The 26,550-nt window shown below is 53.3% G+C and carries 28 protein-coding genes; 19 read left to right on the top strand and 9 right to left on the bottom strand.

The annotated features are described in order from the left end of the window. Window positions 1-22 precede the first annotated feature (22 nt). Window positions 23-1,051 carry an L-threonine 3-dehydrogenase gene (gene tdh / locus HWQ15_RS09060; RefSeq protein ID WP_063148965.1) on the bottom strand — a complete coding sequence of 343 codons (1,029 nt, stop codon included), beginning with the start codon at window positions 1,049-1,051 and terminating at the stop codon, window positions 23-25. A gap of 9 nt (window positions 1,052-1,060) precedes the next feature. Then, window positions 1,061-2,257 (bottom strand): glycine C-acetyltransferase, encoded by a 1,197-nt coding sequence (gene kbl, locus HWQ15_RS09055; RefSeq protein WP_063148966.1) that lies wholly within the window; start codon window positions 2,255-2,257, stop codon window positions 1,061-1,063. A gap of 215 nt (window positions 2,258-2,472) precedes the next feature. Between kbl and rfaD the strand changes: the two genes are divergently transcribed. From rfaD to HWQ15_RS09025, 6 genes are all read left to right on the top strand, one after another. Beyond that, the gene (gene rfaD, locus HWQ15_RS09050) at window positions 2,473-3,453 is read left to right on the top strand and encodes an ADP-glyceromanno-heptose 6-epimerase (RefSeq protein ID WP_022646634.1); all 981 of its coding nucleotides are present in this window, start codon (window positions 2,473-2,475) and stop codon (window positions 3,451-3,453) included. 79 nt (window positions 3,454-3,532) lie between these two features. Then, window positions 3,533-4,579, top strand: a complete 1,047-nt coding sequence (rfaF, locus tag HWQ15_RS09045; RefSeq protein ID WP_023305214.1) for an ADP-heptose--LPS heptosyltransferase RfaF — start codon at window positions 3,533-3,535, stop codon at window positions 4,577-4,579. Between the two features lie 3 nt (window positions 4,580-4,582). After that, window positions 4,583-5,566, top strand: a complete 984-nt coding sequence (gene rfaC / locus HWQ15_RS09040) for a lipopolysaccharide heptosyltransferase RfaC (RefSeq protein ID WP_022646632.1) — start codon at window positions 4,583-4,585, stop codon at window positions 5,564-5,566. Window positions 5,567-5,569: 3 nt separating this feature from the next. Beyond that, window positions 5,570-6,679 carry a glycosyltransferase family 9 protein gene (locus tag HWQ15_RS09035; protein ID WP_063148967.1) on the top strand — a complete coding sequence of 370 codons (1,110 nt, stop codon included), beginning with the start codon at window positions 5,570-5,572 and terminating at the stop codon, window positions 6,677-6,679. 5 nt (window positions 6,680-6,684) lie between these two features. Continuing rightward, window positions 6,685-7,584, top strand: a complete 900-nt coding sequence (locus HWQ15_RS09030) for a glycosyltransferase family 2 protein (RefSeq protein WP_023305212.1) — start codon at window positions 6,685-6,687, stop codon at window positions 7,582-7,584. Continuing rightward, the gene (locus HWQ15_RS09025) at window positions 7,572-8,783 is read left to right on the top strand and encodes an O-antigen ligase (RefSeq protein ID WP_022646629.1); all 1,212 of its coding nucleotides are present in this window, start codon (window positions 7,572-7,574) and stop codon (window positions 8,781-8,783) included. Before HWQ15_RS09030 ends, HWQ15_RS09025 begins: the two co-directional genes overlap by 13 nt. Before the next feature lie 26 nt (window positions 8,784-8,809). Here HWQ15_RS09025 and HWQ15_RS09020 read toward each other — a convergent pair whose 3' ends face one another. Next, window positions 8,810-9,763 carry a polysaccharide deacetylase family protein gene (locus tag HWQ15_RS09020; protein WP_022646628.1) on the bottom strand — a complete coding sequence of 318 codons (954 nt, stop codon included), beginning with the start codon at window positions 9,761-9,763 and terminating at the stop codon, window positions 8,810-8,812. A gap of 150 nt (window positions 9,764-9,913) precedes the next feature. Here HWQ15_RS09020 and rfaQ point away from each other — a divergent pair, with 150 nt between their 5' ends. From rfaQ to coaD, 7 genes are all read left to right on the top strand, one after another. Then, complete coding sequence (rfaQ, locus tag HWQ15_RS09015) at window positions 9,914-10,984, top strand: putative lipopolysaccharide heptosyltransferase III (protein WP_074143571.1); 1,071 nt, start codon at window positions 9,914-9,916, stop codon at window positions 10,982-10,984. Further along, a complete protein-coding gene (locus tag HWQ15_RS09010) occupies window positions 10,981-12,108 on the top strand; it encodes a glycosyltransferase family 4 protein (protein ID WP_023299023.1) in 1,128 nt (375 codons plus the stop codon). Before rfaQ ends, HWQ15_RS09010 begins: the two co-directional genes overlap by 4 nt. Window positions 12,109-12,110: 2 nt before the next feature. Then, window positions 12,111-13,211, top strand: a complete 1,101-nt coding sequence (locus HWQ15_RS09005; RefSeq protein WP_046621790.1) for a glycosyltransferase — start codon at window positions 12,111-12,113, stop codon at window positions 13,209-13,211. An 11-nt stretch (window positions 13,212-13,222) separates the two neighbouring features. After that, the gene (locus tag HWQ15_RS09000) at window positions 13,223-14,212 is read left to right on the top strand and encodes a glycosyltransferase (RefSeq protein ID WP_063148968.1); all 990 of its coding nucleotides are present in this window, start codon (window positions 13,223-13,225) and stop codon (window positions 14,210-14,212) included. 66 nt (window positions 14,213-14,278) lie between these two features. Further along, window positions 14,279-15,553 (top strand): lipid IV(A) 3-deoxy-D-manno-octulosonic acid transferase, encoded by a 1,275-nt coding sequence (gene waaA, locus HWQ15_RS08995; RefSeq protein WP_003860874.1) that lies wholly within the window; start codon window positions 14,279-14,281, stop codon window positions 15,551-15,553. Beyond that, on the top strand, window positions 15,553-16,323 hold the full coding sequence (locus tag HWQ15_RS08990) for a glycosyltransferase family 2 protein (RefSeq protein ID WP_022646623.1): 771 nt from the start codon (window positions 15,553-15,555) through the stop codon (window positions 16,321-16,323). The genes waaA and HWQ15_RS08990 overlap by 1 nt, the downstream gene beginning before the upstream one ends. A 3-nt stretch (window positions 16,324-16,326) precedes the next feature. After that, window positions 16,327-16,806 carry a pantetheine-phosphate adenylyltransferase gene (gene coaD / locus HWQ15_RS08985; RefSeq protein WP_022646622.1) on the top strand — a complete coding sequence of 160 codons (480 nt, stop codon included), beginning with the start codon at window positions 16,327-16,329 and terminating at the stop codon, window positions 16,804-16,806. A gap of 2 nt (window positions 16,807-16,808) precedes the next feature. Here the strand turns inward: coaD and mutM are convergent, their stop codons facing one another. From mutM to radC, 4 genes are all read right to left on the bottom strand, one after another. Continuing rightward, complete coding sequence (gene mutM / locus HWQ15_RS08980) at window positions 16,809-17,618, bottom strand: bifunctional DNA-formamidopyrimidine glycosylase/DNA-(apurinic or apyrimidinic site) lyase (protein WP_023305207.1); 810 nt, start codon at window positions 17,616-17,618, stop codon at window positions 16,809-16,811. A 72-nt stretch (window positions 17,619-17,690) separates the two neighbouring features. Further along, window positions 17,691-17,858 carry a 50S ribosomal protein L33 gene (gene rpmG / locus HWQ15_RS08975; RefSeq protein ID WP_003024094.1) on the bottom strand — a complete coding sequence of 56 codons (168 nt, stop codon included), beginning with the start codon at window positions 17,856-17,858 and terminating at the stop codon, window positions 17,691-17,693. A 22-nt stretch (window positions 17,859-17,880) separates the two neighbouring features. Further along, a complete protein-coding gene (rpmB, locus tag HWQ15_RS08970) occupies window positions 17,881-18,117 on the bottom strand; it encodes a 50S ribosomal protein L28 (protein WP_002436699.1) in 237 nt (78 codons plus the stop codon). A 217-nt stretch (window positions 18,118-18,334) separates the two neighbouring features. Next, window positions 18,335-19,000 carry a DNA repair protein RadC gene (gene radC / locus HWQ15_RS08965; protein WP_063148969.1) on the bottom strand — a complete coding sequence of 222 codons (666 nt, stop codon included), beginning with the start codon at window positions 18,998-19,000 and terminating at the stop codon, window positions 18,335-18,337. Window positions 19,001-19,173: 173 nt separating this feature from the next. On the opposite strand from radC, the gene coaBC reads away from it, so the two are divergent. From coaBC to slmA, 3 genes are all read left to right on the top strand, one after another. After that, window positions 19,174-20,385, top strand: a complete 1,212-nt coding sequence (gene coaBC / locus HWQ15_RS08960) for a bifunctional phosphopantothenoylcysteine decarboxylase/phosphopantothenate--cysteine ligase CoaBC (RefSeq protein WP_087878399.1) — start codon at window positions 19,174-19,176, stop codon at window positions 20,383-20,385. Then, complete coding sequence (gene dut / locus HWQ15_RS08955) at window positions 20,363-20,821, top strand: dUTP diphosphatase (RefSeq protein WP_015570042.1); 459 nt, start codon at window positions 20,363-20,365, stop codon at window positions 20,819-20,821. Before coaBC ends, dut begins: the two co-directional genes overlap by 23 nt. Window positions 20,822-20,942: 121 nt before the next feature. After that, window positions 20,943-21,539, top strand: a complete 597-nt coding sequence (gene slmA, locus HWQ15_RS08950) for a nucleoid occlusion factor SlmA (protein WP_003860901.1) — start codon at window positions 20,943-20,945, stop codon at window positions 21,537-21,539. A gap of 82 nt (window positions 21,540-21,621) precedes the next feature. On the opposite strand, the gene pyrE is transcribed toward slmA, so the two are convergent. Both pyrE and rph read right to left on the bottom strand, forming a co-directional pair. Then, entirely contained in the window at window positions 21,622-22,263 is a 642-nt protein-coding gene (gene pyrE / locus HWQ15_RS08945) for an orotate phosphoribosyltransferase (protein ID WP_023305206.1), read from the bottom strand. A gap of 66 nt (window positions 22,264-22,329) precedes the next feature. Then, window positions 22,330-23,046, bottom strand: coding sequence for a ribonuclease PH (rph, locus tag HWQ15_RS08940; protein WP_015570044.1), 717 nt, complete (start codon window positions 23,044-23,046; stop codon window positions 22,330-22,332). 125 nt (window positions 23,047-23,171) lie between these two features. On the opposite strand from rph, the gene HWQ15_RS08935 reads away from it, so the two are divergent. From HWQ15_RS08935 to HWQ15_RS08925, 3 genes are all read left to right on the top strand, one after another. Then, complete coding sequence (locus HWQ15_RS08935; RefSeq protein WP_063147159.1) at window positions 23,172-24,035, top strand: YicC/YloC family endoribonuclease; 864 nt, start codon at window positions 23,172-23,174, stop codon at window positions 24,033-24,035. A gap of 130 nt (window positions 24,036-24,165) precedes the next feature. After that, window positions 24,166-25,485, top strand: a complete 1,320-nt coding sequence (locus HWQ15_RS08930; RefSeq protein WP_155019828.1) for a site-specific integrase — start codon at window positions 24,166-24,168, stop codon at window positions 25,483-25,485. A 94-nt stretch (window positions 25,486-25,579) separates the two neighbouring features. Then, window positions 25,580-26,452 (top strand): hypothetical protein, encoded by an 873-nt coding sequence (locus HWQ15_RS08925; RefSeq protein ID WP_131824813.1) that lies wholly within the window; start codon window positions 25,580-25,582, stop codon window positions 26,450-26,452. The last annotated feature ends 98 nt before the right edge of the window (window positions 26,453-26,550 follow it).

Raw genomic sequence — 26,550 nt, 5'->3', positions numbered from 1 at the left:
GGGGCCTCAGGCCCCTTTTTGATTACTTATCCCAGCTCAGGATCACTTTCCCTGACTGGCCGGAACGCATTGCGTCGAAGCCCTGCTGGAACTCATCGATGGAGAAACGGTGAGTGATAATCGGGGACAGATCCAGACCGGACTGGATCAGCGCAGCCATCTTGTACCAGGTTTCGAACATCTCGCGGCCATAAATGCCCTTAATGAACAGCCCTTTGAAGATGACTTTGTTCCAGTCGATGGACATATCTGACGGCGGAATACCCAGCATCGCGATTCGGCCACCGTGGTTCATGGTGTCGAGCATGGTGCGGAACGCCGGTGGCGCGCCGGACATCTCCAGACCCACGTCAAAGCCTTCGGTCATGCCCAGCTCTTCCATCACGTCTGTCAGGCTCTCTTTCGAGACATCCACCGCGCGGGTGACGCCCATTTTGCGCGCCAGCGACAGGCGGTATTCGTTCACGTCGGTGATCACCACGTTGCGCGCACCCACATGCTTCGCCACGGCTGCCGCCATAATGCCGATTGGGCCCGCGCCGGAGACCAGCACGTCTTCACCCACCAGGTCAAAGGAGAGCGCCGTGTGTACCGCGTTGCCGAACGGGTCGAAGATGGAGGCCAGGTCGTCAGAGATATTGTCCGGGATTTTGAACGCGTTAAACGCCGGGATCACCAGGTATTCCGCGAAGCAGCCCGGACGGTTCACGCCCACGCCGACGGTGTTGCGGCACAGGTGCGTACGCCCACCGCGACAGTTGCGGCAGTGACCGCAGGTAATGTGGCCTTCACCGGAGACGCGGTCGCCAATGTTGAAGCCTTTCACTTCCTGGCCAATGCCGACCACTTCGCCGACATATTCGTGGCCGACAACCATTGGCACGGGAATGGTTTTTTGCGACCACTGGTCCCAGTTGTAGATGTGAACGTCAGTACCGCAGATGGCGGTTTTACGAATTTTGATCAGCAGATCGTTATGACCGACTTCCGGCTCCGGCACGTCGGTCATCCAAATCCCTTTTTCCGCTTTCAGTTTGGATAACGCTTTCATCACACGTCCTCAGGCAATTACGCCCAGCTGTTTGCCGATGCGGGTAAAGGCTTCCACCGCACGTTCAATTTGTTCAGGCGAGTGCGCCGCAGACATCTGGGTGCGGATACGCGCCTGACCTTTTGGTACCACCGGGAAGAAGAACCCGGTCACGTAAATCCCTTCTTTCTGAAGCTCACGAGCAAATTTCTGCGCGACAACCGCGTCACCCAGCATCACCGGAATGATCGCATGGTCAGCGCCGGCCAGGGTGAATCCTGCGGCGCTCATTTTTTCACGGAACAGGCGGGCGTTAGCCCACAGGCGGTCGCGCAGCTCAGCCCCGGATTCCACCATCTCCAGCACTTTAATAGAGGCGGCCACAATCGCCGGCGCCAGGGAGTTGGAGAACAGGTACGGGCGGGAGCGCTGACGCAGCCACTCAACCACCTCTTTGCGCGCAGCAGTGTAGCCGCCAGACGCGCCACCAAGCGCTTTGCCCAGCGTACCGGTGATGATATCTACGCGGCCCATTACGTCGCAGTATTCGTGGGAGCCGCGGCCATTTTCGCCGACAAAGCCAACCGCGTGAGAGTCATCCACCATCACCAGCGCGTCGTATTTATCCGCCAGATCGCACACGCCTTTCAGGTTGGCGATCACGCCGTCCATGGAGAACACGCCGTCGGTGGCGATCAGCACGTGGCGGGCACCGGCTTCACGGGCCTCTTTCAGGCGGGCTTCCAGCTCAACCATGTCGTTGTTGGCGTAGCGGAAACGCTTCGCTTTGCACAGGCGTACACCGTCGATGATGGAGGCGTGGTTCAGGGCGTCGGAGATAATCGCGTCTTCTGCACCGAGCAGGGTCTCAAACAGACCGCCGTTGGCGTCGAAGCAGGAGGAGTACAGAATCGCGTCTTCCATTCCGAGGAAGTTCGCCAGCTTTTGCTCAAGCTGCTTGTGGCTGTCCTGGGTACCGCAGATAAAGCGAACGGAGGCCATGCCGAAGCCGTGGGTATCCATGCCGTTTTTCGCCGCGGCAATCAGCTCAGGGTGATTCGCAAGACCTAAATAGTTGTTCGCGCAAAAGTTGATCACATGGCTGCTGTCGGCAACGGTGATGTCCGCCTGCTGGGCAGACGTGATAATACGCTCTTCTTTGAACAACCCTTCCGCACGTGCGGTGTCGAGGTCGCTGTTTAACTGTTTGTAAAAATCACCACGCATTGCAATTCTCCAGACTCGGCAAATTTTGGCACATATTACCCAAACCAATAGTTCATGACGAGATGACGCCGTATCTCTTCTCGTTTTTGCAGCATAAATCACGTGTACCCCTGCTGCATATCGGTGAATGGCTGAAGACCGGGCATTGTGATGATATGATAAAGAGATTAGCGTTCGGGATGTTCCCCGGACTCCACACTTCAAAGGTTACAGTTATGATCATCGTTACCGGCGGCGCGGGCTTTATCGGCAGCAATATTGTTAAGGCCCTCAATGACAAAGGCATCACCGACATCCTGGTGGTGGACAACCTGAAAGACGGCACCAAGTTCGTAAACCTGGTGGATCTGAACATCGCTGACTACATGGATAAAGAAGACTTTCTTATCCAGATTATGGCGGGTGAAGAGTTCGGCGAGATCGAAGCCATCTTCCACGAAGGGGCCTGTTCCTCCACCACCGAGTGGGACGGCAAGTACATGATGGACAACAACTATCAGTACTCCAAAGAGATCCTGCACTACTGCCTGGAGCGTGAAATTCCGTTCCTGTACGCCTCTTCCGCGGCAACCTACGGTGGACGCACTTCAGATTTCATCGAATCCCGCGAGTATGAGCAGCCGCTGAACGTTTACGGTTACTCCAAATTCCTGTTTGATGAGTACGTGCGTCAGATCCTCCCAGAAGCCAACTCTCAGATTGTCGGCTTCCGCTACTTCAACGTCTACGGACCGCGCGAAGGCCACAAAGGCAGCATGGCGAGCGTGGCGTTCCACCTGAACACCCAGTTAAATAACGGCGAAAGTCCGAAACTGTTCGAAGGCAGCGACGGCTTTAAGCGTGACTTCGTCTACGTAGGCGACGTGGCGGCAGTGAACCTGTGGTTCCTGGAAAACGGCGTGTCCGGCATTTTCAACCTGGGCACAGGCCGCGCGGAATCCTTCCAGGCGGTGGCAGACGCGACGCTGGCTTACCATAAGAAAGGCAGCATCGAGTACATTCCGTTCCCGGATAAGCTGAAAGGCCGCTACCAGGCATTCACCCAGGCGGACCTGACTAACCTGCGCGCCGCAGGCTACGACAAGCCGTTCAAGACCGTTGCCGAAGGCGTAACGGAATATATGGCCTGGCTGAACCGTGACCGCGATATAAATTCACAAAATCATTCGAGCGGTATCAAGGCGGCAACTAAGTGAATCTCCGGGAGCTTACAAAAGTAAGTGACTGGAGTGAACGCAGGCAGCCAACGCAGAGACAGCTTGAAGGATGAAGTGAATGAAAATACTGGTGATCGGCCCGTCCTGGGTGGGCGACATGATGATGTCGCAAAGTCTCTATCGCACGCTCAAGGCGCGTTATCCCCAGGCGATAATCGACGTGATGGCACCCGCATGGTGCCGTCCGCTGTTATCGCGTATGCCGGAAGTGAACGAGGCGATCCCGATGCCGCTCGGCCACGGGGCGCTGGAAATCGGTGAACGCCGCAAACTCGGCCATAGCCTGCGCGAGAAACGCTATGATCGCGCATATGTCCTGCCAAACTCCTTCAAATCCGCTCTTGTGCCCTTCTTTGCGGGCATCCCGCACCGTACCGGGTGGCGCGGTGAAATGCGCTACGGCCTGCTGAACGATGCCCGTGTGCTGGATAAAGAGGCCTGGCCGCTGATGGTAGAACGCTACGTGGCGCTGGCCTACGACAAAGGCGTGATGCGCAGCGCGAAAGATCTGCCGCAGCCGCTACTGTGGCCGCAGCTCCAGGTAAGCGACGGGGAGAAATCCCACACCTGCAACGCGTTTGGCATTTCGTCCGAACGCCCGATGATTGGCTTCTGCCCCGGCGCGGAGTTTGGTCCGGCAAAACGCTGGCCGCACTATCACTACGCAGAGCTGGCGAAACAGCTGATCGACGAAGGCTATCAAATTGTGCTGTTTGGCTCGGCGAAAGATCACGAGGCGGGCAATGAAATTCTCGCCACGCTCAGCACCGAGCAACAGGCCTGGTGCCGAAACCTGGCCGGGGAAACGCAGCTCGAGCAGGCGGTTATTTTGATTGCCGCCTGTAAAGCCGTTGTCAGCAACGACTCTGGCCTGATGCACGTCGCCGCCGCGCTGGATCGTCCGCTGGTGGCGCTGTATGGCCCGAGCAGCCCGGACTTCACGCCGCCGCTGTCGCACAAAGCGCGCGTAATTCGCCTGATCACCGGCTACCACAAGGTACGTAAAGGTGATGCCGCAGAAGGCTACCATCAGAGCCTGATCGACATTACGCCGCAGCGCGTTCTCGAAGAGCTCAACGAACTTCTGTTGAGCGAAGAAGGATAACGAATGCGGGTATTGATCGTTAAAACCTCTTCGATGGGCGATGTGCTGCATACGCTGCCGTCACTGACGGACGCGATGCGGGCCATTCCCGGCATTCGTTTTGACTGGGTGGTGGAAGAAGGCTTCGCGCAGATCCCCACCTGGCACGAAGCGGTTGACCGCGTGATCCCGGTGGCCATTCGCCGCTGGCGCAAAGCATGGTTCTCCGCACCGATTAAAGCCGAACGTAAAGCCTTCCGCGAAGCGGTGCAGGCCCGGCGTTACGACGCGATCGTTGACGCTCAGGGCCTGGTGAAAAGCGCCGCGCTGGTCACGCGTCTGGCGCACGGCGTAAAGCACGGCATGGACTGGCAAACCGCCCGCGAACCGCTGGCGAGCCTGTTCTATAATCGTCGCCACCATATTGCGAAGCAGCAGCACGCCGTGGAACGTACCCGCGAGCTGTTCGCGAAAAGCCTGGGCTATGCAAAACCTGAAGCCCAGGGTGACTACGCTATTGCACAGCATTTTTTGCGCGAGACGGAGGAGCATGCTGAACCGTATCTGGTGTTCCTGCATGCCACAACGCGCGACGATAAGCACTGGCCGGAAACGCACTGGAGAAGGCTGATTGAACTAATGCAACCTTGCGGTATCCATATTAAACTCCCGTGGGGTGCAGAACATGAGCGGCAGCGTGCGGAACGTCTGGCAGCAGGCTTTTCCCACGTTGAGGTGTTACCCAAACTCACGCTGGCGCAGGTTGCCGCACAGCTGGCGGGCGCTAACGCCGTCGTTTCTGTGGATACAGGGTTAAGCCATTTAACCGCCGCACTGGATCGTCCTAATATCACGATTTTCGGCCCGACCGATCCGGGGTTGATCGGGGGTTACGGTAAAAACCAGCATCAGATGGTCAGCCCTACGCAACAAACGAAGGATATTAGCGCAGATGCTATTTTTTCATTTTTACAGGGCAGCCATCGGCTTTCCAACAGGGATATTTAACCCATGAGTTATGTATTTCTGCTGATTTTACTCTTTCCGGTGAAACTCCTCCGGAAGCTGTTTCGAAAAGACACGGGCAAAAACCTTGTCATTCAGACAGCCAAAATCGGTGACTTTATTAATGCGACACCTCTACTGGCATATCTGCAAAAAAGCGATGTGTTGGTCAGTCGCAGCGTTGGTGCGCTGGCGAAGCATGATGAGACTATCGAGCAGATCTATTTTATTGAGCAGCATAAGCGCAACCTGTGGCGTAAACTGTGCTTCGCGTGCAGGATCATGAACCGCTACGACAACGTCTACCTGCTACAACCCAACAGCGTGAACCTCTTTTTTGCCGCCGTCTGCAATGCTAAAAACAAACAATTTTTAACCATTTACACGCGCAGGTGGTATCACGGGATTTTCTATCTTGCGGCTGACGGTACCGTTGAGCATGGCAAAAAAACGCTTTCGGTGACGAACTACCTGAAACTGGCCGACCGCGCACTCACATGGCAAGACTCTCCCAAGCACGCCACAAAGCCGCTCTTTAAACCGACGACCTGGCCGGCCACTCTTGATAAACCTGACGTTATCCGCATCGGCATCAGTATTGCGGCGGGCAATAAAGCCAAAACCGTTCCTCCGGTTATCTGGAAGCGGATTGTTGATCAACTCGCTGATTTACCCTGCGAGTTTTATGTCTTCGGCGCGCCAAATGAACAGTCGTGGATGGACGATATCACCCGCCTTTACGGTAAAATCCCTAATTTTATCAATCTTATTGGCAAAATTTCGCTGGAAGAGCTTCCCTGGGCCATTTCTAAGATGGACTGTTATATCGCGTCTGACTCGGGGAATGTGTATATCGCAGACGCCGTTGGCGTTCCGGTAGTCCTGCTGTTTGGTCCGTGTTGTCACTATGAACAACGTCCGCTTGGCAATGTGTTGCTGATCGGGAATGACAACAACATTTGTTCTTATGTGTTTGAAACGCGCTATTACTTCCCGCAAGAACGGGAAGCACTATTCTCTGTCACTGACTCCGCGTTACACGATCTTCAGCAGTTTATCCGTACATTACCCAAAGCCCGCTCACTGGCTAGCGCTACCGACGCTCAAGGAAACTAATTTTTATGGCTTTTTTAAGCGTCATTATTGCTGCGCATAACGCTGAAGCTACGCTGCATGCCACGCTTTCAAGCCTGCTGGCAGCCACCGTTCAAGACACTGAAATTATTATTTTTAATGACAGTTCTGAGGATACCACGCAGGCAATAATTGAAGAGTGGTCACCTAAATTTCCTCAGATCATAACGCGCACCGTGAACTTTCGTAACGTCGGCCGGGTACGAAACAGTGCTGTCGCACTGGCATCCGGTGAATATATTACGATGCTCGACAGTGACGATTGCTTAAAGCCGGGCAGCCTCAGGGACGCAATTACCTTTCTGAAAGCGCAACGTCCGGATATGTTACTGACACGTTTGCTTGAGATTCGCGATCCCCGGAAAATGACTTCAGACTGGCAGGGATTCAATCCTGTGCCATTGTCACAACATGAAGCAGTCGCTCGTTTCTTACGCCATAAAGACTTTCAGGCGCATCTCATTGGCCAGTTTATTCATCGTAGCCTGTACGAAAGCAACCCTATTCCTCCAATGTTATGTTATGAGGATTTCGCTGTCTTCCCCGGAATGTTGATGCAGTCGAGCAAAATAGTCTATCAACGCCAGGGGCATTATTATTACGTCAAGCGTCGCGACAGTTTGTCGAGCAGTCTGGACGCCAGCAAAATTTCAACGCTTGTCGAATGCACGTTACAGATGGAAAGAACATTTCCGTCAAGCTACAGGCATCTTGTCAATTGCCACTGGTTTGATATTTACAGCAACCATCGGTCCTGTCTTACAGACCAACAATTGCAACTCGTGAAACAACGCGTAAAGGCCATGTACACATTGTCTTTTTTCCTGTCCACCGATGTTCGTTTTAGCTACAAAAAAAGGGTTATTGAGGCGTTATGGAAAAAATAAAACCACGGCTATATCAACTGACGATTGCTTTGAGCCTCATCTCTTTGATGCTGGCATTAGTCAGTTCAGGGAAGCAAAGAGAGTTTTTCTATATTGCTATTTACGTCAGTATTATTGGCCTGGCTTTCGAATATAAAAAAATCACTCTTCGACCTTTTACTATAGCGCTGCCCATTTTGCTGATTGGGTTACTTAACCTCGGCTGGTACTTAATCTATGAGTATCATAACGAGGGACTCAATCTTTACAGCGACTATCTAGGCGCCAGCAAAAAGTTAATTTTAGCGAGTATCCTGATTTTCTATATTGACCGCTTTAAGTTTTACATTGATAAAGACAACTTCAGGAAATTTTTCTTCTACGCAGCGGCCTTAGGGTTTGTGCTCGCCACAGGATATGGCTTGTGGCAGGCCTCGCAAGGTATGACTCGCGTTGAGATGGCAATTAACCGTGCCACCGTTTCAGCCTATGTTTATTCTGTCCTGTCACTGGCTTTCGTATACAGTCTTTACCTTCAGCAGAACGTGAAGCTGTATGTTGTCGCGGGTTTCACTATATTAATCTCTTACTTCGTCATACTGTTGACGGGTACCCGTGCTGCGATGGGTTTATATCTGCTTCTGGCGATAGTGCTCACGCTATATCATTTCAGAAAAATTCATCTCAAATCCACTCTCATCTTTTTATGCATTGTGGCCGGCATTGTCGTCGTAAGCTACAAGCCGTTGATTGCACCGAAAATAACGCAAACCCAAATTGAAGTTGAGAAATATCAGCAAGGCTATGACCGCACGTCACTGGGCGCACGTTTTTCGATGTGGACTGTCGGGATCGAGAATGGTCTTGCACATCCGTTGGGGCAATCACTTGAAGAGCGTGAAACGTGGACACGGCAGTATATAAAAGACGGTCATCCACATCTTGCTACCGCGCTCGTGTACATCAAAGTCCACCTGCATAATGAATTTATAGAGAAATATTCATTGCAGGGGATCCCCGGCGTGGCGGTTATGCTCTTTTTCTTCGTTTCGATGATTGTGTATGCCCTACGAAACAGAAACGCACTGCTGCTAACCTCGATGCTACTTTTGCTTTTGTATGGTCTGACGGATGTCATACTGCTCAGTTCAGAAGCCTTAATCTTCTTTATGGTTTTGTTTGCATTAAGTACACCTTTCACCCAAACAAAGCAGCAATAGCAAATATGCCCGCCTGGCGGGCATAACTATTTTTTGTACTGGTAAAACTCCGCCAGCGTCATCCCCACGGTCTTATCTGATAACCAGGTAAAGAGCTGCTCCAGATCCTGATAAAGCCCCTCAATCGCGGCCTCGTCTTTAAAAGTAGGGCTGCCGCCAGGCATAAATTCCGACGAATGCAGCATGAACTCTACGTAGTCATTTCCCTGAGACAGGCACTGCTGCGCAACCTTAATCATCTCCTGCGCGTTACCGCCGGACGGGCGTAACCAGTTAACTGACGGAGAACGGTATTTACCGCGCAGACGATCGTAACCCTGCTTCAGGGAATTCAGCCATGCCGGGTGTTTATACTGGATGCTCATTGGCACTTCGAGGAGAAGGCTGTTTCCCGGCCGGGAAATGTCGTCTACGTCCAAAAAGTAGGCGCGATCGGGAAAATGCTGGTAATTCGTTCCGCCATTACCCTGTGGGGCACCTTTCGCGTTGCGCCAGTTCACGCGCGGCGTAACGGAACAATCTACCTGATACCCCAGCTCAATCAGTAACCGGGCGTAACGGCTGTCGAATGCCCAGCGCCCGGCGCGATGGCTGAGCATTTTTGTCTGGAAGGTCTCTTCCAGTAGGCGGGTCATGAACAGCACTTTCTCACGCATGACCTCGTCTGAAAACTCAATCAGATAAGGCTGCCAGCGCCAGTCATCACCGGTCAGATCGTGCTCCGGAGGGCTGTTCCAGGCATGGAGATGCATTCCTACCTCGCCCTGCCCCCGGGCTATGACCTCTTTCGCGAACTCAATGAACACCGGTTCGACGGCCATCTCGTAGTTGGTGAGCCAGACAGGCTTAAAGCCGAAACGCTCGCAAAGCGTCTGAAACCGCGCCAGGTAGCGCGCGTTTTCCGTTTTGATGACCCGGTGGTTCTGCCAGAGATTATCCCCTTCGGTATCGATCGTGATGATAAACGCTGGTTTTTTCATAATGAGTCCGCAAGACAAAATAGTTAGCGCTATGTTACGCACGCCCGAAAGCAGGAGTAAACCCTTCCAGGGAAATTCCTGACATTATGGAGAAAGAGTGCAAGTCGTTACCAGGTCTATTAGAATTGCCAACAGTACAACGCCGATAAGATGATGATGAATAACTTACCTGACACGCCTGATTTGCGCATTTTACTGATTAAACTTCGCCATCATGGTGACATGTTACTCACCACCCCCGTCATCAATTCATTGCGCCAGAAATGGCCTGAAGCCCAAATCGACGTCCTTCTCTATGAAGAGACGCGAGACATGCTCGCCGCGCATCCGGCAATCGGTACGATCTATGGTATCGATCGTAAATGGAAGCAGCTGGGGACGCTGAAACACCTGCAAAAAGAGTGGCAGTTGCTTCGTGCTTTACGCGCTCAGCATTATCATCTGGTGATCAATCTTGCCGATCAGTGGCGCAGCGCGCTGGTTACCCGCTTCACCGGCGCACCGGTTCGGCTCGGGTTCGCTTTTAACAAGCGCAATAATGCCTTCTGGCGTTTTTGTCACAGTGAACTGGTCTCGGTCGCCAGCCATCAGAACCTGCACACCGTTGAACAAAACCTGTCCATACTGAAACCATTACCCGTTGCCGCCAGACCCGCCGTCACCATGGCTTACAGCGCGGATGACTGGCACCATGCTCATCACAAGCTGACACAAAAGGGCGTGGGGGAACGCTATATCGTTATTCAACCCACTTCACGCTGGTTCTTTAAGTGCTGGGACGAAGGCAAAATGGCGCAAGCTATCGCCGCATTGCAGCAGGACGGCCACACTATCGTCCTTACGGCGGGACCGGATAAGAAAGAACTGGCGATGATTGACCGCATTCTTGCCGCCTCCCCGCAGACGGGTGTTGTGTCGCTGGCAGGGCAGTTAACCCTGCGCCAGCTGGCCTCGCTTATCGATCACGCAGCCCTGTTCATTGGCGTTGACTCCGTCCCCATGCACATGGCCGCCGCCCTTCAGACGCCCTGCGTGGCGCTGTTTGGCCCATCAAAATTGACGTTCTGGTCGCCATGGCAGGTTAACGGCGAGGTCATCTGGGCTGGTAACTACGGCCCGCTTCCCAACCCTGACGCCATTGATACAAAAACGACGGAACGTTATCTCGACGCCATCCCCGTTGATGCTGTCGTCTCCGCCGCAAGGAGATACCTGCAATGAAGCTTCATCGTCTGGCCATTGTGCGCCAAAAATATCGGCCGGATGGGGGAGCAGAACGTTTTGTCTCCAGGGCACTCACCGCGCTGAGCAATCAAAATCTTGAGCTCAACGTCATCACCCGCGAGTGGCAGGGCGAAAAGCAGGACGACTGGCATATTCATATTTGCGATCCACGAAAGTGGGGCCGCATCAGCCGTGAACGCGGCTTTGCACACGCCGCGCGCGCGCTGTGGCAGCAACAGCAGTTTGATATTGTACAGAGCCACGAACGTATTCCGGGCTGCGATATTTACCGCGCCGGAGATGGTGTACATCGACGCTGGCTGCTACAGCGTACGCGTATTCTTCCCGCCTGGCGCGCGAAGCTGCTCATGCACGATCGCTATCACCGCTACGTGATGAACGCCGAACGTGAAATGTACCAGGCTCCCGAGTTGAAAGCCGTTATCTGTAATGCGGAGATGATCAAGCGCGAAATCGTCGAAGACTTTGATATTGACGCAAAAAAGATACATGTGATTTATAATTCAATAGATTCCCGCCGCTTCGTTCCGGCAGAAGAGAGGCAGCGCGCTGTACTGCGTAAGCAATTTGGCTTACCCGCTGATGCCGTCATTTTCTGCTTCGTGGGTTCAGGGTTTGAACGCAAGGGGCTGGCAAGCGCTATTCAGGCTATAGCAGGAACATCGGCGTGGCTGGTTGTGGTCGGTCAGGATAAAGCGGAAAGCCGCTATCGCGACCTCGCCCGTTCATTAGGCTGTGAGGGGCAAATCCGTTTCCTGGGGATGCAAAAAGAGACGCTGCCATTTTATCAGCTTTCTGATGGTTTACTGCTGCCGACGCTGTATGATCCTTTCCCTAACGTCATACTTGAAGCAATGGCCTGTGGATTGCCCGTCATTACGTCAGAGAGTTGCGGTGGTTCAGAATTTATTGAGCAAGGCCAGAACGGGTTTTACTGTGATGCACTTGATATCCACACATTGAAGGAGGCCGTCATGTCCATCCCTTCACTGGAAAAAAATAACAATATGGGGCTTGCGGCGCGTGAACGCGTTAGAGAAGCAACCCCTGAAAAACTATCAAGTCAGCTTATTTCGCTTTATCAAAAATTACTGGATTAATAATGCGCATCCTAATGATTATTGATGGTTTACCCGGTGGAGGAGCCGAAAAAACGGTTCTCACCCTCTCCAGCGGACTGACAGAACTGGGGCATCAGGTCACCCTTTTCTCCTTACGGAAGGTGTGCGACTACGCCATTCCGGAAGGCATCGATTTTCAGGTCGTGCAGGATACCTGTAAAAAACCCTGGCGGAAGCTGACCGAGATCCCGCGTCGCGCCCGTTTGCTGGATCGCGCCATTGAGCAGGCAGAACGCAGCGGTAAATTTGACGTCGTCTTCTCGCATCTGCATAAAACCGACCGTATCGTGGCGCACAGCCGCGTGCTGGATCGCGATAAGGTCTGGTTTTGCGTACACGGGATGTTCTCCTTCTCCTATTTGCGCCATCGCAGCGGGCTTTCTCGCTGGTTTAAGCATTATAAAATTCGTCATACCTATGAAAACCGCAACGTGGTGGCGGTATCCGGCGCCGTGCTGCACGATCTGTCTGAAGTACTCGCGATCCCCCTGCGGCGCAAAGCGGTTATCCATAACCCGTTTGATATCCCTGAAATTCAGCGTCTGGCGGAAGCGCCCTTTGAGATGCAGGGGCAGAATTACATTATCCACGTTGGCCGTTTTCATGAGCACAAACGTCACGACCGGCTGCTTCGCGCGTTCGCGATGAGCAAGATTGACGCATCACTGGTGTTGATGGGCAAAGGCTCTGACGTGAAAATTAACCAGCTCAAACAGCTTGCCGCTAAGCTGGGAATTGAAAACAAGATCGTCTTCCGCCCGTTTGAAACCAATCCTTATCCGTGGATCAAAGGTGCACGCCTTTTAGTGTTAAGTTCCGACTGCGAAGGTTTTGGTAATGTACTGGTAGAGTCCATTATCTGTCAGACCCCACCGGTGAGTACAAACTGCCCTGGCGGCCCTGCTGAGATCCTTACTGGCCCCCTGGCGCGCGGTCTGACCGCGTTAACCGACGAATCACTGGCGAAAACACTGGCAGAACTGTATGCCTCTCCGCCGGTTGTTGATCGCGAAACGATCGCATCGTTCGGTATCAACGCCATTTGCCAGCAATACATTGCTTTGGTCGACAACCAAAAATAATCAGGTTTCATATGCAAAATTCAGCGCCTTTATTAAGCGTGGTGGTTGCCGTTTATAACGGTGAAGCTTTTCTCGATCAGTTCTTTACCTGCCTTGTAAATCAACATATCGACAGTATGGAAGTCATCATCGTGAATGACGGCTCTACTGACCGCTCGATGCAGATTGTCGAAAAATGGCGCGAACAGCTGCCACAGATGCAGGTTATTGAACAACCTAATCAGGGCGTGTCCATCGCGCGTAATACCGGCCTGGCCGTTGCGACCGGCCAATATCTCTCTTTCCCGGATATTGATGATGTCTTCAAACCCGGCATGTACCAGCGTCTGCTGGATATGGCCGTCACGCAGAACCTGGATGTCGCCACCTGCAATGGCAACTACGTCTGGGAAAATAACAAAAAACCGTCTCGCCCTATCTTCCCTGAAGATAAGCTCGCCTCAACGAGCGTCATGAATGGCGCGGCATGGTTAAAAACGGCGCTGGATTCACGTAAGTTCCTGCATGTGACCTGGCTGAATATCTATCGTCACGATTTTATTCGTCAGCACGGCTTTCGTTTCGAGCCTGGCCTGCGCCATCAGGATATCCCGTGGACGACTGAGGTGCTGCTTGCTGCAGAACGCGTTCAGTACACCAGCGAACGCTTTTACGACTACTACATTCACTCCGCCTCGGTATCGCACACCCCGGATAATGACGACACGCTGATTCGCTCAGCGCGCCATTACATGAAGATCCTGAAGATGCTAGATGCCATTAACCAGCGCTACCCGGATAAAGTGAAAAATATCCCGGCCTGTCACTGGCAAATCGCCAAAGAGGGTCTGGGAATTATTCATACCTTCGACAACATGAAGGATGAAGCGAAGAAATCAATGATAATCAAAGAGTTCTTCGACACCGGGATCTGGAAGCTCATCTGGAAAAGTGCCAAAAGCCCGCGTTTGCGCTGGCGCCTGGGCCGACGCTACTTCCGTTTAAAACGGTATCTGGCATAAGAGATAGCTTTAGCACGCTTAAATGCTTAGAATTTCCCGGCCGAAACTAAAAAAACGGATAATCGCTTGGAATTGTTGTATACCGCCCTGCTCTACATCATTCAGCCACTGGTGTGGCTGCGACTGTTGCTTCGTAGCCGTAAAGCGCCTGCGTACCGTAAACGCTGGGCCGAACGCTATGGCTACTGCCGCAATAAAGTGGCGCCGGACGGTATTCTGCTGCATTCCGTGTCAGTTGGGGAAACGCTGGCCGCCATTCCACTGGTGCGTGCCTTACGCCATCGTTATCCGTCACTGCCCATCACCGTCACCACGATGACGCCAACCGGCTCAGAGCGCGTGATGTCTGCCTTCGGTAAAGACGTGCATCACGTCTACCTGCCGTACGATCTCCCCTGCGCCATGAACCGTTTCCTGAATACCGTTCGCCCTAAACTGGTGATCGTCATGGAAACCGAACTGTGGCCGAATATGATTTCCGCCCTGCATGCCCGTAAAATTCCTTTGGTTATCGCCAACGCGCGTCTGTCGGAACGCTCGGCGAAAGGGTACGGCAAGCTGGGTAAATTTATGCGTCGCCTGCTCAGCAAAATTACGCTGATCGCCGCGCAGAACGAAGAAGATGCCGCGCGCTTTATCGCCCTCGGCCTGAAGCGCAACCAGCTTGCGGTCACGGGTAGCCTGAAGTTCGATATTTCCGTCACCCCTGAACTCGCCGCCCGTGCGGTGACGCTGCGTCGTCAGTGGGCGCCGCGTCGCCAGGTCTGGATTGCCACCAGCACCCATGACGGCGAAGAGGCCATTATTCTTCAGGCTCACCGCCAGCTGCTGGAAAAATTCCCTGATTTACTGCTGATTCTGGTTCCTCGCCATCCTGAGCGTTTTAAAGATGCCCGGGAGATGGTGCAAAAAGGCGGTTTCAGCTTCACCCTGCGCAGCAGCGGTGAAATCCCCTCTGGCAGCACGCAGGTGGTGATTGGCGATACGATGGGCGAACTGATGCTGCTGTACGGGATTGCCGATCTTGCTTTCGTTGGCGGAAGCCTGGTGGAGCGCGGTGGTCATAACCCGCTGGAGCCGGCAGCCCACGCCATTCCCGTGCTGATGGGTCCACACACGTTTAACTTCAAAGATATCTGCGCGAAATTGCAGCAAGCCGATGGCTTAATCACCGTGACCGATGCGGACTCGGTGGTCAAAGAGGTCTCAACCCTTCTGACTGACGAAGATTACCGCCTGTGGTACGGTCGTCACGCCGTTGAAGTCCTGCATCAGAACCAGGGCGCACTGACCCGTCTGCTGCAACTTCTGCAACCTTACCTGCCGCAGCGGAGCCACTAATGTCAACGCGTCTGTCGGTCGTGATGATCGCCAAAAACGCCGCCGACCTGCTTCCGGATTGCCTGGCCTCTGTTGCCTGGGCTGACGAAATCGTCATTCTCGATTCCGGAAGTACGGACAATACGGCGGACGTTGCCCGTGCAGCCGGGGCAAAAGTCTTTACCGACACCGACTGGCAGGGCTACGGTATTCAGCGTCAGCGTGCGCAGAGTTACGCCACGGGCGATTACGTGTTGATGATCGATACCGATGAGCGCGTCACCCCGGAACTCCGACAGGCCATTCAAACGGTGCTTGCCGCGCCACAGCCCGGCGCGGTCTACAGTATCGCGCGTCGTAACTATTTCCTGGGCCGCTTTATGCGCCACAGCGGCTGGTACCCCGACCGCGTGATGCGCCTCTATGCCCGCGAGCGTTATCAGTACAACGACAACCTGGTCCATGAGTCTCTGGCCTGCGATAACGCTCAGGTCATCCCCCTGACGGGCGATCTGCTTCATCTGACCTGCCGCGATTTCGCCAGCTTCCAGCGGAAACAGCTGAACTATGCCACCGCCTGGGCACAGGAGCGGCATGCGCGCGGCAAGAAGGCCACGCTGACCGGCATCTTCACCCACACGCTGGGCGCGTTTCTGAAAACGCTGCTGCTACGTGGTGGCGTGCTGGACGGCAAACAGGGCTGGTTACTGGCGGTAGTGAATGCCCAGTATACTTTCAATAAATACACCGAGCTGTGGGCGCTGAACCGCGGCTACTCAGAGAAAACGTGAGCCATGAGCACAAAAGCGATTTATCCGGGTACCTTCGATCCGATCACTAACGGTCATCTTGATATCATCACCCGTGCGGCGTGTATGTTCGACAAGGTGATTCTGGCCATTGCCGCCAGCCCGAGCAAAAAGCCGATGTTCGACCTGAACGAACGCGTGCAGCTTGCCACCGATGCGATTTCGCATTTGTCGAATGTTGAGGTCGTCGGATTCAGCGATTTGATGGCAAACTTTGCCCGTGCTCAGCAGGCCAATATCCTGATCCGCGGTCTTCGCGCGGTAGCAGACTTCGAATATGAGATGCAGCTGGCGCACATGAACCGCCATCTGATGCCGGAGCTGGAGAGCGTATTCCTGATGCCCTCCAAAGAGTGGTCCTTCATCTCTTCTTCGCTGGTAAAAGAGGTGGCGCGCCATCGCGGGGACGTTACCCACTTTCTGCCGGTTAACGTCCACCAGGCGTTGATGGAAAAGTTAAAGTAACCCTACTTCTGGCACTGACGACAGTAAAACGTGGCGCGCTGAGCGTGCTTCGTGGCAATAATCGGCGTCCCGCATGCTCTGCACGGTTCCCCCTTACGACCATAAACCTGCAACTCCTGCGCAAAATAGCCCGGCTTCCCGTCGCTTTGCAGAAAATCCTTCAGCGTCGTCCCGCCCTGCTCAATTGAGCGCAGCAGTACCGCTTTAATCACTCTGACCAGCAGCTCGCACTCCTGCGCAGACAGCGAAGAGGCCAGCCGATCGGGATGGATCCCGGCGGCAAACAACGATTCGCTGGCATAGATATTCCCCACGCCCACGACCAGCTTGTTATCCATCAGCCAGGGTTTGATCGGGGTTTTCTTTCTCGCGCACTTCTCTTTGAGATAATCCGCGTTAAACGCCTCTGAGAGCGGCTCAGGTCCAAGATGCGCCAGCACGTTGTGCCCTTCCAGCTCTTTGGTCCACAGCCATGCACCAAAGCGACGCGGGTCGGTGTAACGCAGCACCTTGCCGTTACTCATCACCAGATCAACGTGGTCGTGCTTTTCCGCAGGCAACTCTTCGGTGAGGATGCGCAGGCTTCCCGACATGCCCAGATGGATAATGATCCAGCCGTCAGGCAGCTCCAGCAGCAGGTATTTCGCGCGGCGCTGTACGCTCAGGACGGGTTTATCGCTTAACGCGTGGATCTCATCGGACACCGGCCAGCGCAGACGCCCGTTGCGAACGACAGCATGAAGAATAGTCGCGCCAACCAGATGGGGCTCAATGCCGCGGCGGCTGGTCTCTACCTCAGGTAATTCAGGCATGGTTCCTCCGTTGAGATGCAGAATGCAAAAAACCCCGCAGTTGCGGGGTTTTTCAATACAAGGAGACTAAAATTATTTGATTTTAGCTTCTTTGTACAGTACGTGCTGGCGTACAACTGGATCGAATTTTTTCAGTTCCAGTTTTTCCGGCTTAGTACGTTTGTTCTTCGTGGTGGTGTAGAAGTGACCTGTACCAGCAGAAGAAACCAGCTTGATTTTCTCGCGAATACCTTTAGCCATGATTTATTTCCTCTTTAAGTACTTAGTACTTTTCGCCACGGGCACGCAGTTCGGACAGAACTGTATCGATGCCTTTCTTATCGATTACACGCATACCTTTAGCAGATACGCGCAGGGTGACAAAACGCTTCTCGCTCTCAACCCAGAAACGGTGAGAGTGCAGGTTCGGCAGGAAACGGCGTTTAGTCGCGTTCAGTGCGTGGGAACGGTTGTTACCGGTCACCGGACGCTTGCCAGTAACTTGGCAGACTCGGGACATGTCTATTCTCCAAAAATCAAATTAGCTCGAGCTTCGTATGGGGTATCGGCGCCTCGTCAGGCTTTACAGCCCGGTCATCGCATAGTTCTATTGAACTCTCGATTGCCAGGCCCAAATGCCAAACCCGAGATTCTCAAAGGTGGCGTAGTATACGCTGACTCGGCGGTGTGCTCAAGTCCCGAACAGACAAAGATCCCGATGGATCGCGAGAAAAGGCCTAAATCCAGCCACGTTCGGCAAAAAAAATGTACTCTCCGCGGCCAATTATCAGATGGTCCAGCACACGAATGTCCATGAATTGACAGCATTTGATAATACGTTCGGTAATTGCTTTGTCAGCTCTGCTTGGTTCTGCACAGCCAGAGGGGTGATTATGCGCGAGGATCACGCCGGCTGCATTCAATTTTATCGCTTCCCGCACAATTTCACGCGGATGCACCTCAACGTGGCTCAATGTTCCCGAAAAAAGGCGGGTATGTTTCAGTACCCGGTTTTTGTTGTCGAGAAAGATCACCATAAAGATCTCCCGCTCCAGATCGGAAAGCTGGCTTTGCAGAAATTCGCGGGTCATATCGGGGGTGAGGATCGGGTCTTCTTCTTCCATACGCACGTTGTAAAATCTCCGGGCCAGCTCGGCAATGCCCCGTAACTGGGCATATTTCGCCACGCCAATACCCTCAACGTGCGTAAACGCCTCCAGCTCGGCGGTCAACAATCCATACAGTGAGCCGAAATGCTCTATCAGCTCTTTCGCCAGCGTAAATACCGTTTTCCCCGGCGTGCCTGTGCGTAAAAAGAGCGCCAGCAGCTCGTCGTCCTTTAACAATGTGACGCCATGGCGCAGCATTTTTTCACGCGGTAGCAGCAGTTCAGTCTCTTCCATGCCCGGCCTCCTTCTGTTTGCCATTATGCTGCCACAGGCAAATTCGGGGCTCGACGCTGGCGTTTCGTTCTTGCGTAGCGCCTCGCAAAGTGAATTGAGGACATCATCACCCCGTTTTAGGGATTGTGATAAAATGCCCGCTCTCTGGTGAAACCCAACAGGAAAGAATCATGATGAGCCTGGCCGGTAAAAAAATCGTTCTTGGCGTCAGCGGCGGTATTGCTGCCTATAAAACGCCAGACCTGGTGCGCCGTTTGCGCGAGCGCGGGGCCGACGTACGGGTCGCGATCACCGAAGGCGGCAAAGCCTTTATCACCCCGCTGAGCCTGCAAGCCGTCTCGGGATACCCGGTATCCGACAGCCTTCTCGACCCGGCAGCCGAAGCCGCAATGGGCCATATTGAGCTGGGGAAATGGGCCGATCTGGTTATCCTTGCCCCCGCCACGGCAGATGTAATTGCCCGCGTGGCGGCCGGGATGGCGAACGATCTGGTAACGACCATTTGCCTCGCCACGCCTGCGCCCGTCGCGGTTGTACCCGCAATGAACCAGCAGATGTATCGCAACGCCGCTACCCAGCATAATCTGGATACGCTGGCCTCGCGCGGCCTGCTAATTTGGGGACCGGAGAGCGGCAGCCAGGCCTGTGGCGACGTGGGGCCAGGGCGTATGCTCGACCCATTGACGATTGTTGATATGGCCGCCGCCCATTTCTCGCCTGTCAACGATCTGCAACATCTCAACATCATGATTACCGCGGGCCCCACGCGCGAGCCGCTGGATCCGGTGCGATACATCACCAACCACAGCTCCGGCAAAATGGGCTTTGCGATTGCTGCCGCGGCAGCCAAACGCGGCGCGAACGTGACGCTGGTGAGCGGCCCGGTGTCGCTTACCACCCCTGCGTTTGTGCGGCGTATTGATGTAACTACCGCGCTGGAAATGGAAGCCGCCGTACAGGCGCATGCTCAACAGCAGCATATTTTTATCGGCTGTGCGGCCGTCGCTGATTACCGCGCCGAAACCATTGCCGACGCCAAAATTAAAAAGCAAGGTGATGAATTAACAATAAAAATGGTGAAGAATCCGGATATCGTTGCCGGTGTCGCCGCATTGAAAACTCATCGTCCTTACGTTGTTGGGTTTGCCGCAGAAACGAATAATGTGGAAGAATATGCCCGGCAAAAACGTACCCGCAAAAACCTCGATTTGATTTGCGCGAACGACGTATCGCTGTCCACTCAAGGATTTAACAGCGACAGCAACGCATTGCACCTTTTCTGGCAGGATGGAGATAAAGTCTTACCGCTTGAGCGCAAAGAACTCCTGGGCCAACAATTACTGGACGAGATCGTTACCCGTTATGATGAAAAAAATCGACGTTAAGATTCTGGACCCGCGCGTTGGCGAGCAATTTCCGCTGCCAACGTATGCCACCTCCGGCTCTGCCGGTCTTGACCTGCGCGCCTGTCTCGATGACGCCGTAGAACTGGCGCCGGGTGCAACGACCCTGATCCCGACCGGGCTGGCGATTCACATTGCTGACCCGTCACTGGCAGCGGTGATCCTGCCGCGCTCTGGCCTGGGCCATAAGCATGGCGTCGTGCTGGGTAACCTGGTCGGCCTGATCGACTCTGACTATCAGGGTCAGCTGATGGTATCCGTCTGGAACCGTGGCCAGGACAGCTTCACCATTGAACCGGGCGAGCGTATTGCGCAGATGGTGTTTGTACCGGTGGTGCAGGCAGAATTTAACCTGGTGGCAGACTTCGACGCTACCGACCGTGGCGAAGGCGGCTTCGGCCATTCCGGGCGCAAATAACCGCCCGACAAACACGCATCTCACAGCGCCATAATGCAATAACAAACCGCAAACGTCAGTTTGCGGGTCGCTGTGTGGTTGCCAGCCTGACAAGTGCTTATTTTCAGGGGTATTTTGTAACATGGCAGAAAAACAAACCGCGAAAAGGAATCGTCGCGAAGAAATACTTCAATCTCTGGCTCTGATGCTTGAATCCAGCGACGGCAGTCAACGCATCACCACCGCCAAGCTGGCGGCCTCTGTGGGCGTGTCAGAGGCGGCGCTGTATCGTCATTTCCCGAGCAAAACCCGGATGTTCGACAGCCTGATCGAGTTTATCGAAGATAGCCTGATCACGCGCATCAACCTGATTCTGAAGGATGAAAAAGACACCAGCACGCGTCTGCGTCTGATTGTGCTGCTGATTCTGGGCTTTGGTGAACGTAACCCGGGTCTGACCCGTATTCTGACTGGCCACGCGCTGATGTTTGAACAGGATCGTCTGCAAGGCCGTATAAACCAGCTTTTTGAGCGTATCGAAGCCCAGCTTCGTCAGGTTCTGCGCGAGAAGAAAATGCGGGAAGGTGAGGGATATAATACGGATGAGACGCTGCTGGCAAGCCAGATCCTGGCATTTTGCGAAGGGATGCTCTCCCGGTTTGTGCGCAGCGAGTTTAAATATCGACCAACGGACGATTTTGACGCCCGCTGGCCGTTAGTGGCAGCACAATTACAGTAACGCCATCGCCGGATGGCGGCTTCGCCTTATCCGGCCTACGAACAGGTAGGCCCGGTAAGCGTAGCGCCACCGGGCAACGCAATTAAACCCCGAACTCTTCGCGATACGCTTTTACTGCCGCCAGGTGATCCGCCATCTCAGGCTTCTCTTCCAGATATGCAATCAGGTCTGTCAGCGTGATGATAGAGATCACTTTGCAGCCATAATCGCGTTCCACTTCCTGAATAGCAGAGATGTCGCCACGCCCGCGTTCCTGACGATCAAGCGAAATCAGCACACCCGCAAGCGTTGCACCGTTAGCCTGGATAATCTCCATCGATTCACGGATCGCGGTGCCTGCGGTGATCACGTCATCCACCAGCATCACGCGGCCCTGCAACGCACTGCCGACCAGATTGCCGCCTTCACCGTGGGTTTTGGCCTCTTTACGGTTAAAGCAGTACGGTACGTCGCGGTCATGGTGCTCCGCCAGCGCCACCGCCGTGGTGGTTGCAATTGGAATGCCTTTGTACGCGGGGCCAAACAGCAGATCGAAATCAATCCCGGAATCTACCAGCGCTTCGGCATAGAAGCGGCCTAACAGTGCCAAATCGCGCCCGGTATTAAACAGCCCGGCGTTGAAGAAATACGGGCTTTTACGACCGGATTTCAGCGTGAACTCGCCAAACTTAAGTACCTGCTTGTTAAGCGCAAACTCAATAAACTGGCGCTGATACGATTTCATGGATTTGCTCCTTTGTCTTTTCAGTCTTACAGGCAAAAAAAAGGCGACTCATTGGTCGCCTTAAAATCAATTTTCTAACGCCGCTTTCTGCGTCGCTACAATAGATTCAATACCCCCTCGGGCCAACGCCAGCAAGGTGAGCAGTTCTTCGTGAGTGAATGGCTCGCCTTCTGCCGTGCCCTGCACTTCAATGATGCGACCATCTTCGGTCATCACCACGTTCATGTCGGTTTCTGCGGCAGAATCTTCAACGTATTCCAGATCGCAAAGCGCTTCGCCGTTAACAATACCAACGGAGACAGCAGCAACCATCCCTTTCATTGGGTTGGTTTTCAGCTTACCGGCGGCAACCAGCTTGTTCAGCGCATCTGCCAGCGCCACACAAGCACCGGTAATGGAGGCCGTACGCGTGCCGCCATCGGCCTGGATCACGTCGCAATCCAGCGTGATGGTGAACTCACCCAGCGTTTTTAAGTCAACCGCGGCGCGGAGCGCACGTGCGATCAGGCGCTGGATCTCCATAGTACGGCCGCCCTGCTTACCTTTTGCCGCTTCACGGGCATTACGGGTATGGGTTGCGCGCGGCAACATACCGTATTCGGCGGTGATCCACCCCTGCCCCTGACCTTTCAGGAAGCGAGGCACGCCCTCTTCGATGGACGCGGTGCAAAGCACCTTGGTGTCACCAAACTCAACCAGCACGGAGCCTTCAGCGTGTTTTGTATAGTTACGGGTCAGGGTGACGGGACGCACCTGGTTGGCGCTACGACCTGCTGGACGCATGATGGATTCTCCGGCTTGAAACGAATGTGGCTGCGCATTATACGGATAAAGGACGCTTATTCCTATCCTGAGAAGCCCCTGAAAGCTATAATCCCCCCATCTCTCCTTTAAAAACGGGAATGTCTATGATCCGCAGTATGACCGCCTACGCCCGGCGTGAAATCAAGGGTAGCTGGGGTAGCGCTACCTGGGAAATGCGCTCGGTAAACCAGCGCTATCTGGAAACATATTTCCGTATGCCGGAACAGTTGCGCAGCCTGGAGCCCGTGGTGCGTGAGCGTATCCGTACGCGTCTGACCCGCGGGAAAGTGGAATGTAATTTGCGTTTTGAGCCCGATGCCAGTGCCCAGGGCGAACTGATCCTGAACGAAAAGCTGGCAAAACAGCTGGTTAATGCGGCGAACTGGGTCAAAATGCAAAGCGATGAAGGCGAGATCAACCCGGTTGATATTCTGCGCTGGCCTGGCGTGATGGCCGCCGGAGAGCAGGATCTGGACGCGATTACCGCTGAAATCCTGGCTGCACTCGACGGCACGCTGGATGACTTTATCGTTGCCCGCGAAACCGAAGGCCAGGCGCTGAAAGCGATGATTGAGCAACGCCTTGAAGGCGTGAGCGCCGAAGTGGCTAAAGTGCGCGCTCATATGCCAGAAGTGCTGCAATGGCAGCGTGAGCGTCTTGTCGCCAAACTGGAAGAGGCGGAAGTCCAGCTGGAAAACAACCGTCTGGAACAAGAGCTGGTGCTGATGGCGCAGCGTGTAGACGTGGCTGAAGAGCTGGATCGTCTGGAAGCGCACGTTAAAGAGACCTACAACATCCTGAAGAAGAAAGAAGCGGTAGGCCGCCGTCTCGACTTTATGATGCAGGAGTTCAACCGCGAGTCGAACACGCTGGCGTCTAAGTCTATCAATGCAGAGGTGACCAATTCAGCAATTGAACTGAAGGTCCTGATTGAGCAGATGCGCGAGCAGATTCAGAATATCGAGTAAACTATCAGCAAGATTCAAGACGACGCATAGATCACAACAAGCCCGCAACCCAGCGGGCTTTTTTGTTATCATGGGCTATCATAACGACGCAACAAAGCGCATGATTAGAGTGTACACAAAGGTGTACCCAATGAGGTTTGTGTACATCACTTTGGGTACACCCCCTATTCAAAGTTTGGATATTCGCAAAATGCCAAAACTGACTGATATGCAGATCCGTGCATGGATTAAGAGCGGGGAGCGATTCGAGGGGCGGGCAGATGGGAACGGTTTATACCTGCGTTACCGTGCGGCCGACAAAATCCCTACATGGAGATTCCGCTATAAACTTGCCGGGAAGTCCCGCGCTATGCTAATTGGCTCTTATGCTGAACTGTCATTAGCCAAAGCCAGAGAATCCGCCAAAGAATTATCGGCGCGTGTATCGCTGGGCTATGACGTTGCCGGAGAGAAGCAGGAGCGCAAAACCGAAGCACTGGCGAAGATGGAAGCAGAGATGAACGCTATGCGCGTTTCAGATCTGGCGGCTGAATACTTTGAGCGTCAGATACTGCCGCGCTGGAAGCACCCCGACATTCTGCGCCGCCGTATCGACAAAGATATAAACCCCTGCATTGGTAACATGAAGGTGGAGGACGTGAAGCCCCGCCACATTGACGACATGCTGAAAGGCATTGTTGACCGTGGAGCGCCAACCATCGCTACAGACGTTCTACGCTGGACGCGCCGCATATTCGATTACGGCATCAAACGGCACGCACTGGAGATTAACCCCTGTTCAGCTTTTGAGGTGTCAGACGCTGGGGGGAAAGAGGTTGCCCGTGACCGCTGGTTAACTCGTGATGAACTAATCCGACTGTTTCAGGCTATGCGTATGGCTAAGGGATTCAGCCGTCAGAACGAGCTTACCTTCAAGCTACTGCTGACGTTGTGTGTGCGTAAGATGGAGTTATGCGCCGCCCGCTGGGAGGAGTTCGACTTAGACGGGGCTATCTGGCACTTACCCGAAGAACGCAGCAAAAACGGCGATGCTATCGACATACCACTCCCCCCACCAGCCGTAGCATGGCTACGTGAGCTTCACACATTCTCATGTAATACAGCATGGGTGCTGCCAGCCAGAAAGATGCAAAGCCGGATGATTCCCCATATTCAGGAAAGCACCCTACCCGTTGCGCTGGCAAAGGTTCGCGCTGAAATGCCAGACGTACCGAATTACACCATTCATGACTTCCGGCGCACTGCCCGCACCCATCTTGCGGCGTTAGGTGTGGATCCCGTGGTAGCTGAACGCTGCCTGAATCACCGTATTAAGGGCGTTGAGGGGATTTATAACCGCTACCAGTATTTCGATGAACGCAAAGCAGCACTTACGTTGTGGTGTGATCTGCTGGTGGCGCTGGAACGTGGCGAGGATTACAACGTGATGCCTATTAGAAAGGCAAACTAACTGAACTGGTTGAGCCTAGCCCGACGGGGTGAAAAGCGGGAAGCCTTACCGCCTGGCTCAATCACTTTAAAGGCATGACGTAAAAGGTAACGTTATGGCACATGGCAAATTAAGTAATATCTGGGAAAAAAATTCCATCCCTCCATTACCGTGGTGCTCACTAAACAGAGCAGCAACACTATTGAAGTGCGAATTATCAGACTTCTCAGCATGGATGAATCATCTGAATCCTATGATTGAATTTAAACAAAGTTCAGTGGAAGGTACTCTGACGGTTACATTGAATAACTATGATAACCCATATGAATATGGGGATATTTCAAAAGAATATATTGACCTTATACCTGTAGCCTCACGAGGCGGATTGAATCCAACTTCGCCAATGATAGATACCGCATTCATCATCGATAAAAATAAAAAAACACTGGATTTTGTGGGCTACTTTGATGGTATGGCATCCGTTTTGGAAGGGATGTATTTAATTGAAAATGATGAGCTAATGGTCTTTCCGCAAGATTTGTTCTGCGCGATTCCTATTGCAAAACTAGGCGCTCCATATGTTGGTGAAGACCGCCCGGTGCTGTCGGTAGATGATATTTTAATTAGACCTGTTTATGCGTATTGCTACGATGCTCAGCCAATTGTTTTGAGTATGAATGATGTTTATCTAAGCAGGGAGGATATAGAGCTAATTTACAATTGTGGAGTCCAAGGTATAGATTTACCAGAAGATAGATTGACCGTATCTGAATCAATTAAGGCTAAGCCAAAAATTAGGGAAACGGCAAAGCAATCTAGATTTATTGCCTATCTAATAAATGCTCTAGGCGTGACGCAAGACGAACTAAAAACGCTTTCCATCAAAAATATTATGGATAGATTAAGCCATATGGCAAATGAGGTTAAATTTCCTGACGTAACGGATGACTCTTTACGGGATTGGTTGGAAAAAGCCGGTTATAGGTAATTATGGTTAGTTTTCGCCAATGAAGATGTGCCGTTAGCTTCAAGCAAACAATCTCATAACTCGGAGGAATTTTCTAAAACTCGGCGAGATTGTGAACT

Source organism: Enterobacter sp. DSM 30060 (genome assembly GCF_013375955.1).
Classification (GTDB): Bacteria; Pseudomonadota; Gammaproteobacteria; order Enterobacterales; family Enterobacteriaceae; genus Enterobacter; species Enterobacter intestinihominis.
Note: the sequence above shows the minus strand (reverse complement) of the source record. Positions and strands in the feature narration are given on the sequence as shown.

What these genes read in the sequence shown, in the direction of transcription:
- HWQ15_RS09005 (WP_046621790.1), top strand. Translation starts at nt 12,111, where the DNA reads ATGCGCATCCTAATGATTATTGATGGTTTACCCGGTGGAGGAGCCGAA.
- HWQ15_RS08935 (WP_063147159.1), top strand. Translation starts at nt 23,172, where the DNA reads ATGATCCGCAGTATGACCGCCTACGCCCGGCGTGAAATCAAGGGTAGC.
- rfaF (WP_023305214.1), top strand. Translation starts at nt 3,533, where the DNA reads ATGAAAATACTGGTGATCGGCCCGTCCTGGGTGGGCGACATGATGATG.
- tdh (WP_063148965.1), bottom strand. Translation starts at nt 1,051, where the DNA reads ATGAAAGCGTTATCCAAACTGAAAGCGGAAAAAGGGATTTGGATGACC.
- kbl (WP_063148966.1), bottom strand. Translation starts at nt 2,257, where the DNA reads ATGCGTGGTGATTTTTACAAACAGTTAAACAGCGACCTCGACACCGCA.
- radC (WP_063148969.1), bottom strand. Translation starts at nt 19,000, where the DNA reads ATGGAAGAGACTGAACTGCTGCTACCGCGTGAAAAAATGCTGCGCCAT.
- pyrE (WP_023305206.1), bottom strand. Translation starts at nt 22,263, where the DNA reads ATGAAATCGTATCAGCGCCAGTTTATTGAGTTTGCGCTTAACAAGCAG.
- mutM (WP_023305207.1), bottom strand. Translation starts at nt 17,618, where the DNA reads ATGCCTGAATTACCTGAGGTAGAGACCAGCCGCCGCGGCATTGAGCCC.
- HWQ15_RS09030 (WP_023305212.1), top strand. Translation starts at nt 6,685, where the DNA reads ATGGCTTTTTTAAGCGTCATTATTGCTGCGCATAACGCTGAAGCTACG.
- rpmG (WP_003024094.1), bottom strand. Translation starts at nt 17,858, where the DNA reads ATGGCTAAAGGTATTCGCGAGAAAATCAAGCTGGTTTCTTCTGCTGGT.
- dut (WP_015570042.1), top strand. Translation starts at nt 20,363, where the DNA reads ATGATGAAAAAAATCGACGTTAAGATTCTGGACCCGCGCGTTGGCGAG.
- HWQ15_RS09020 (WP_022646628.1), bottom strand. Translation starts at nt 9,763, where the DNA reads ATGAAAAAACCAGCGTTTATCATCACGATCGATACCGAAGGGGATAAT.
- HWQ15_RS09035 (WP_063148967.1), top strand. Translation starts at nt 5,570, where the DNA reads ATGAGTTATGTATTTCTGCTGATTTTACTCTTTCCGGTGAAACTCCTC.
- rfaD (WP_022646634.1), top strand. Translation starts at nt 2,473, where the DNA reads ATGATCATCGTTACCGGCGGCGCGGGCTTTATCGGCAGCAATATTGTT.
- HWQ15_RS09010 (WP_023299023.1), top strand. Translation starts at nt 10,981, where the DNA reads ATGAAGCTTCATCGTCTGGCCATTGTGCGCCAAAAATATCGGCCGGAT.
- rfaQ (WP_074143571.1), top strand. Translation starts at nt 9,914, where the DNA reads ATGATGATGAATAACTTACCTGACACGCCTGATTTGCGCATTTTACTG.
- rpmB (WP_002436699.1), bottom strand. Translation starts at nt 18,117, where the DNA reads ATGTCCCGAGTCTGCCAAGTTACTGGCAAGCGTCCGGTGACCGGTAAC.
- HWQ15_RS09025 (WP_022646629.1), top strand. Translation starts at nt 7,572, where the DNA reads ATGGAAAAAATAAAACCACGGCTATATCAACTGACGATTGCTTTGAGC.
- coaBC (WP_087878399.1), top strand. Translation starts at nt 19,174, where the DNA reads ATGAGCCTGGCCGGTAAAAAAATCGTTCTTGGCGTCAGCGGCGGTATT.
- HWQ15_RS08925 (WP_131824813.1), top strand. Translation starts at nt 25,580, where the DNA reads ATGGCACATGGCAAATTAAGTAATATCTGGGAAAAAAATTCCATCCCT.
- coaD (WP_022646622.1), top strand. Translation starts at nt 16,327, where the DNA reads ATGAGCACAAAAGCGATTTATCCGGGTACCTTCGATCCGATCACTAAC.
- HWQ15_RS09000 (WP_063148968.1), top strand. Translation starts at nt 13,223, where the DNA reads ATGCAAAATTCAGCGCCTTTATTAAGCGTGGTGGTTGCCGTTTATAAC.
- HWQ15_RS08930 (WP_155019828.1), top strand. Translation starts at nt 24,166, where the DNA reads ATGAGGTTTGTGTACATCACTTTGGGTACACCCCCTATTCAAAGTTTG.
- rph (WP_015570044.1), bottom strand. Translation starts at nt 23,046, where the DNA reads ATGCGTCCAGCAGGTCGTAGCGCCAACCAGGTGCGTCCCGTCACCCTG.
- HWQ15_RS08990 (WP_022646623.1), top strand. Translation starts at nt 15,553, where the DNA reads ATGTCAACGCGTCTGTCGGTCGTGATGATCGCCAAAAACGCCGCCGAC.
- slmA (WP_003860901.1), top strand. Translation starts at nt 20,943, where the DNA reads ATGGCAGAAAAACAAACCGCGAAAAGGAATCGTCGCGAAGAAATACTT.
- rfaC (WP_022646632.1), top strand. Translation starts at nt 4,583, where the DNA reads ATGCGGGTATTGATCGTTAAAACCTCTTCGATGGGCGATGTGCTGCAT.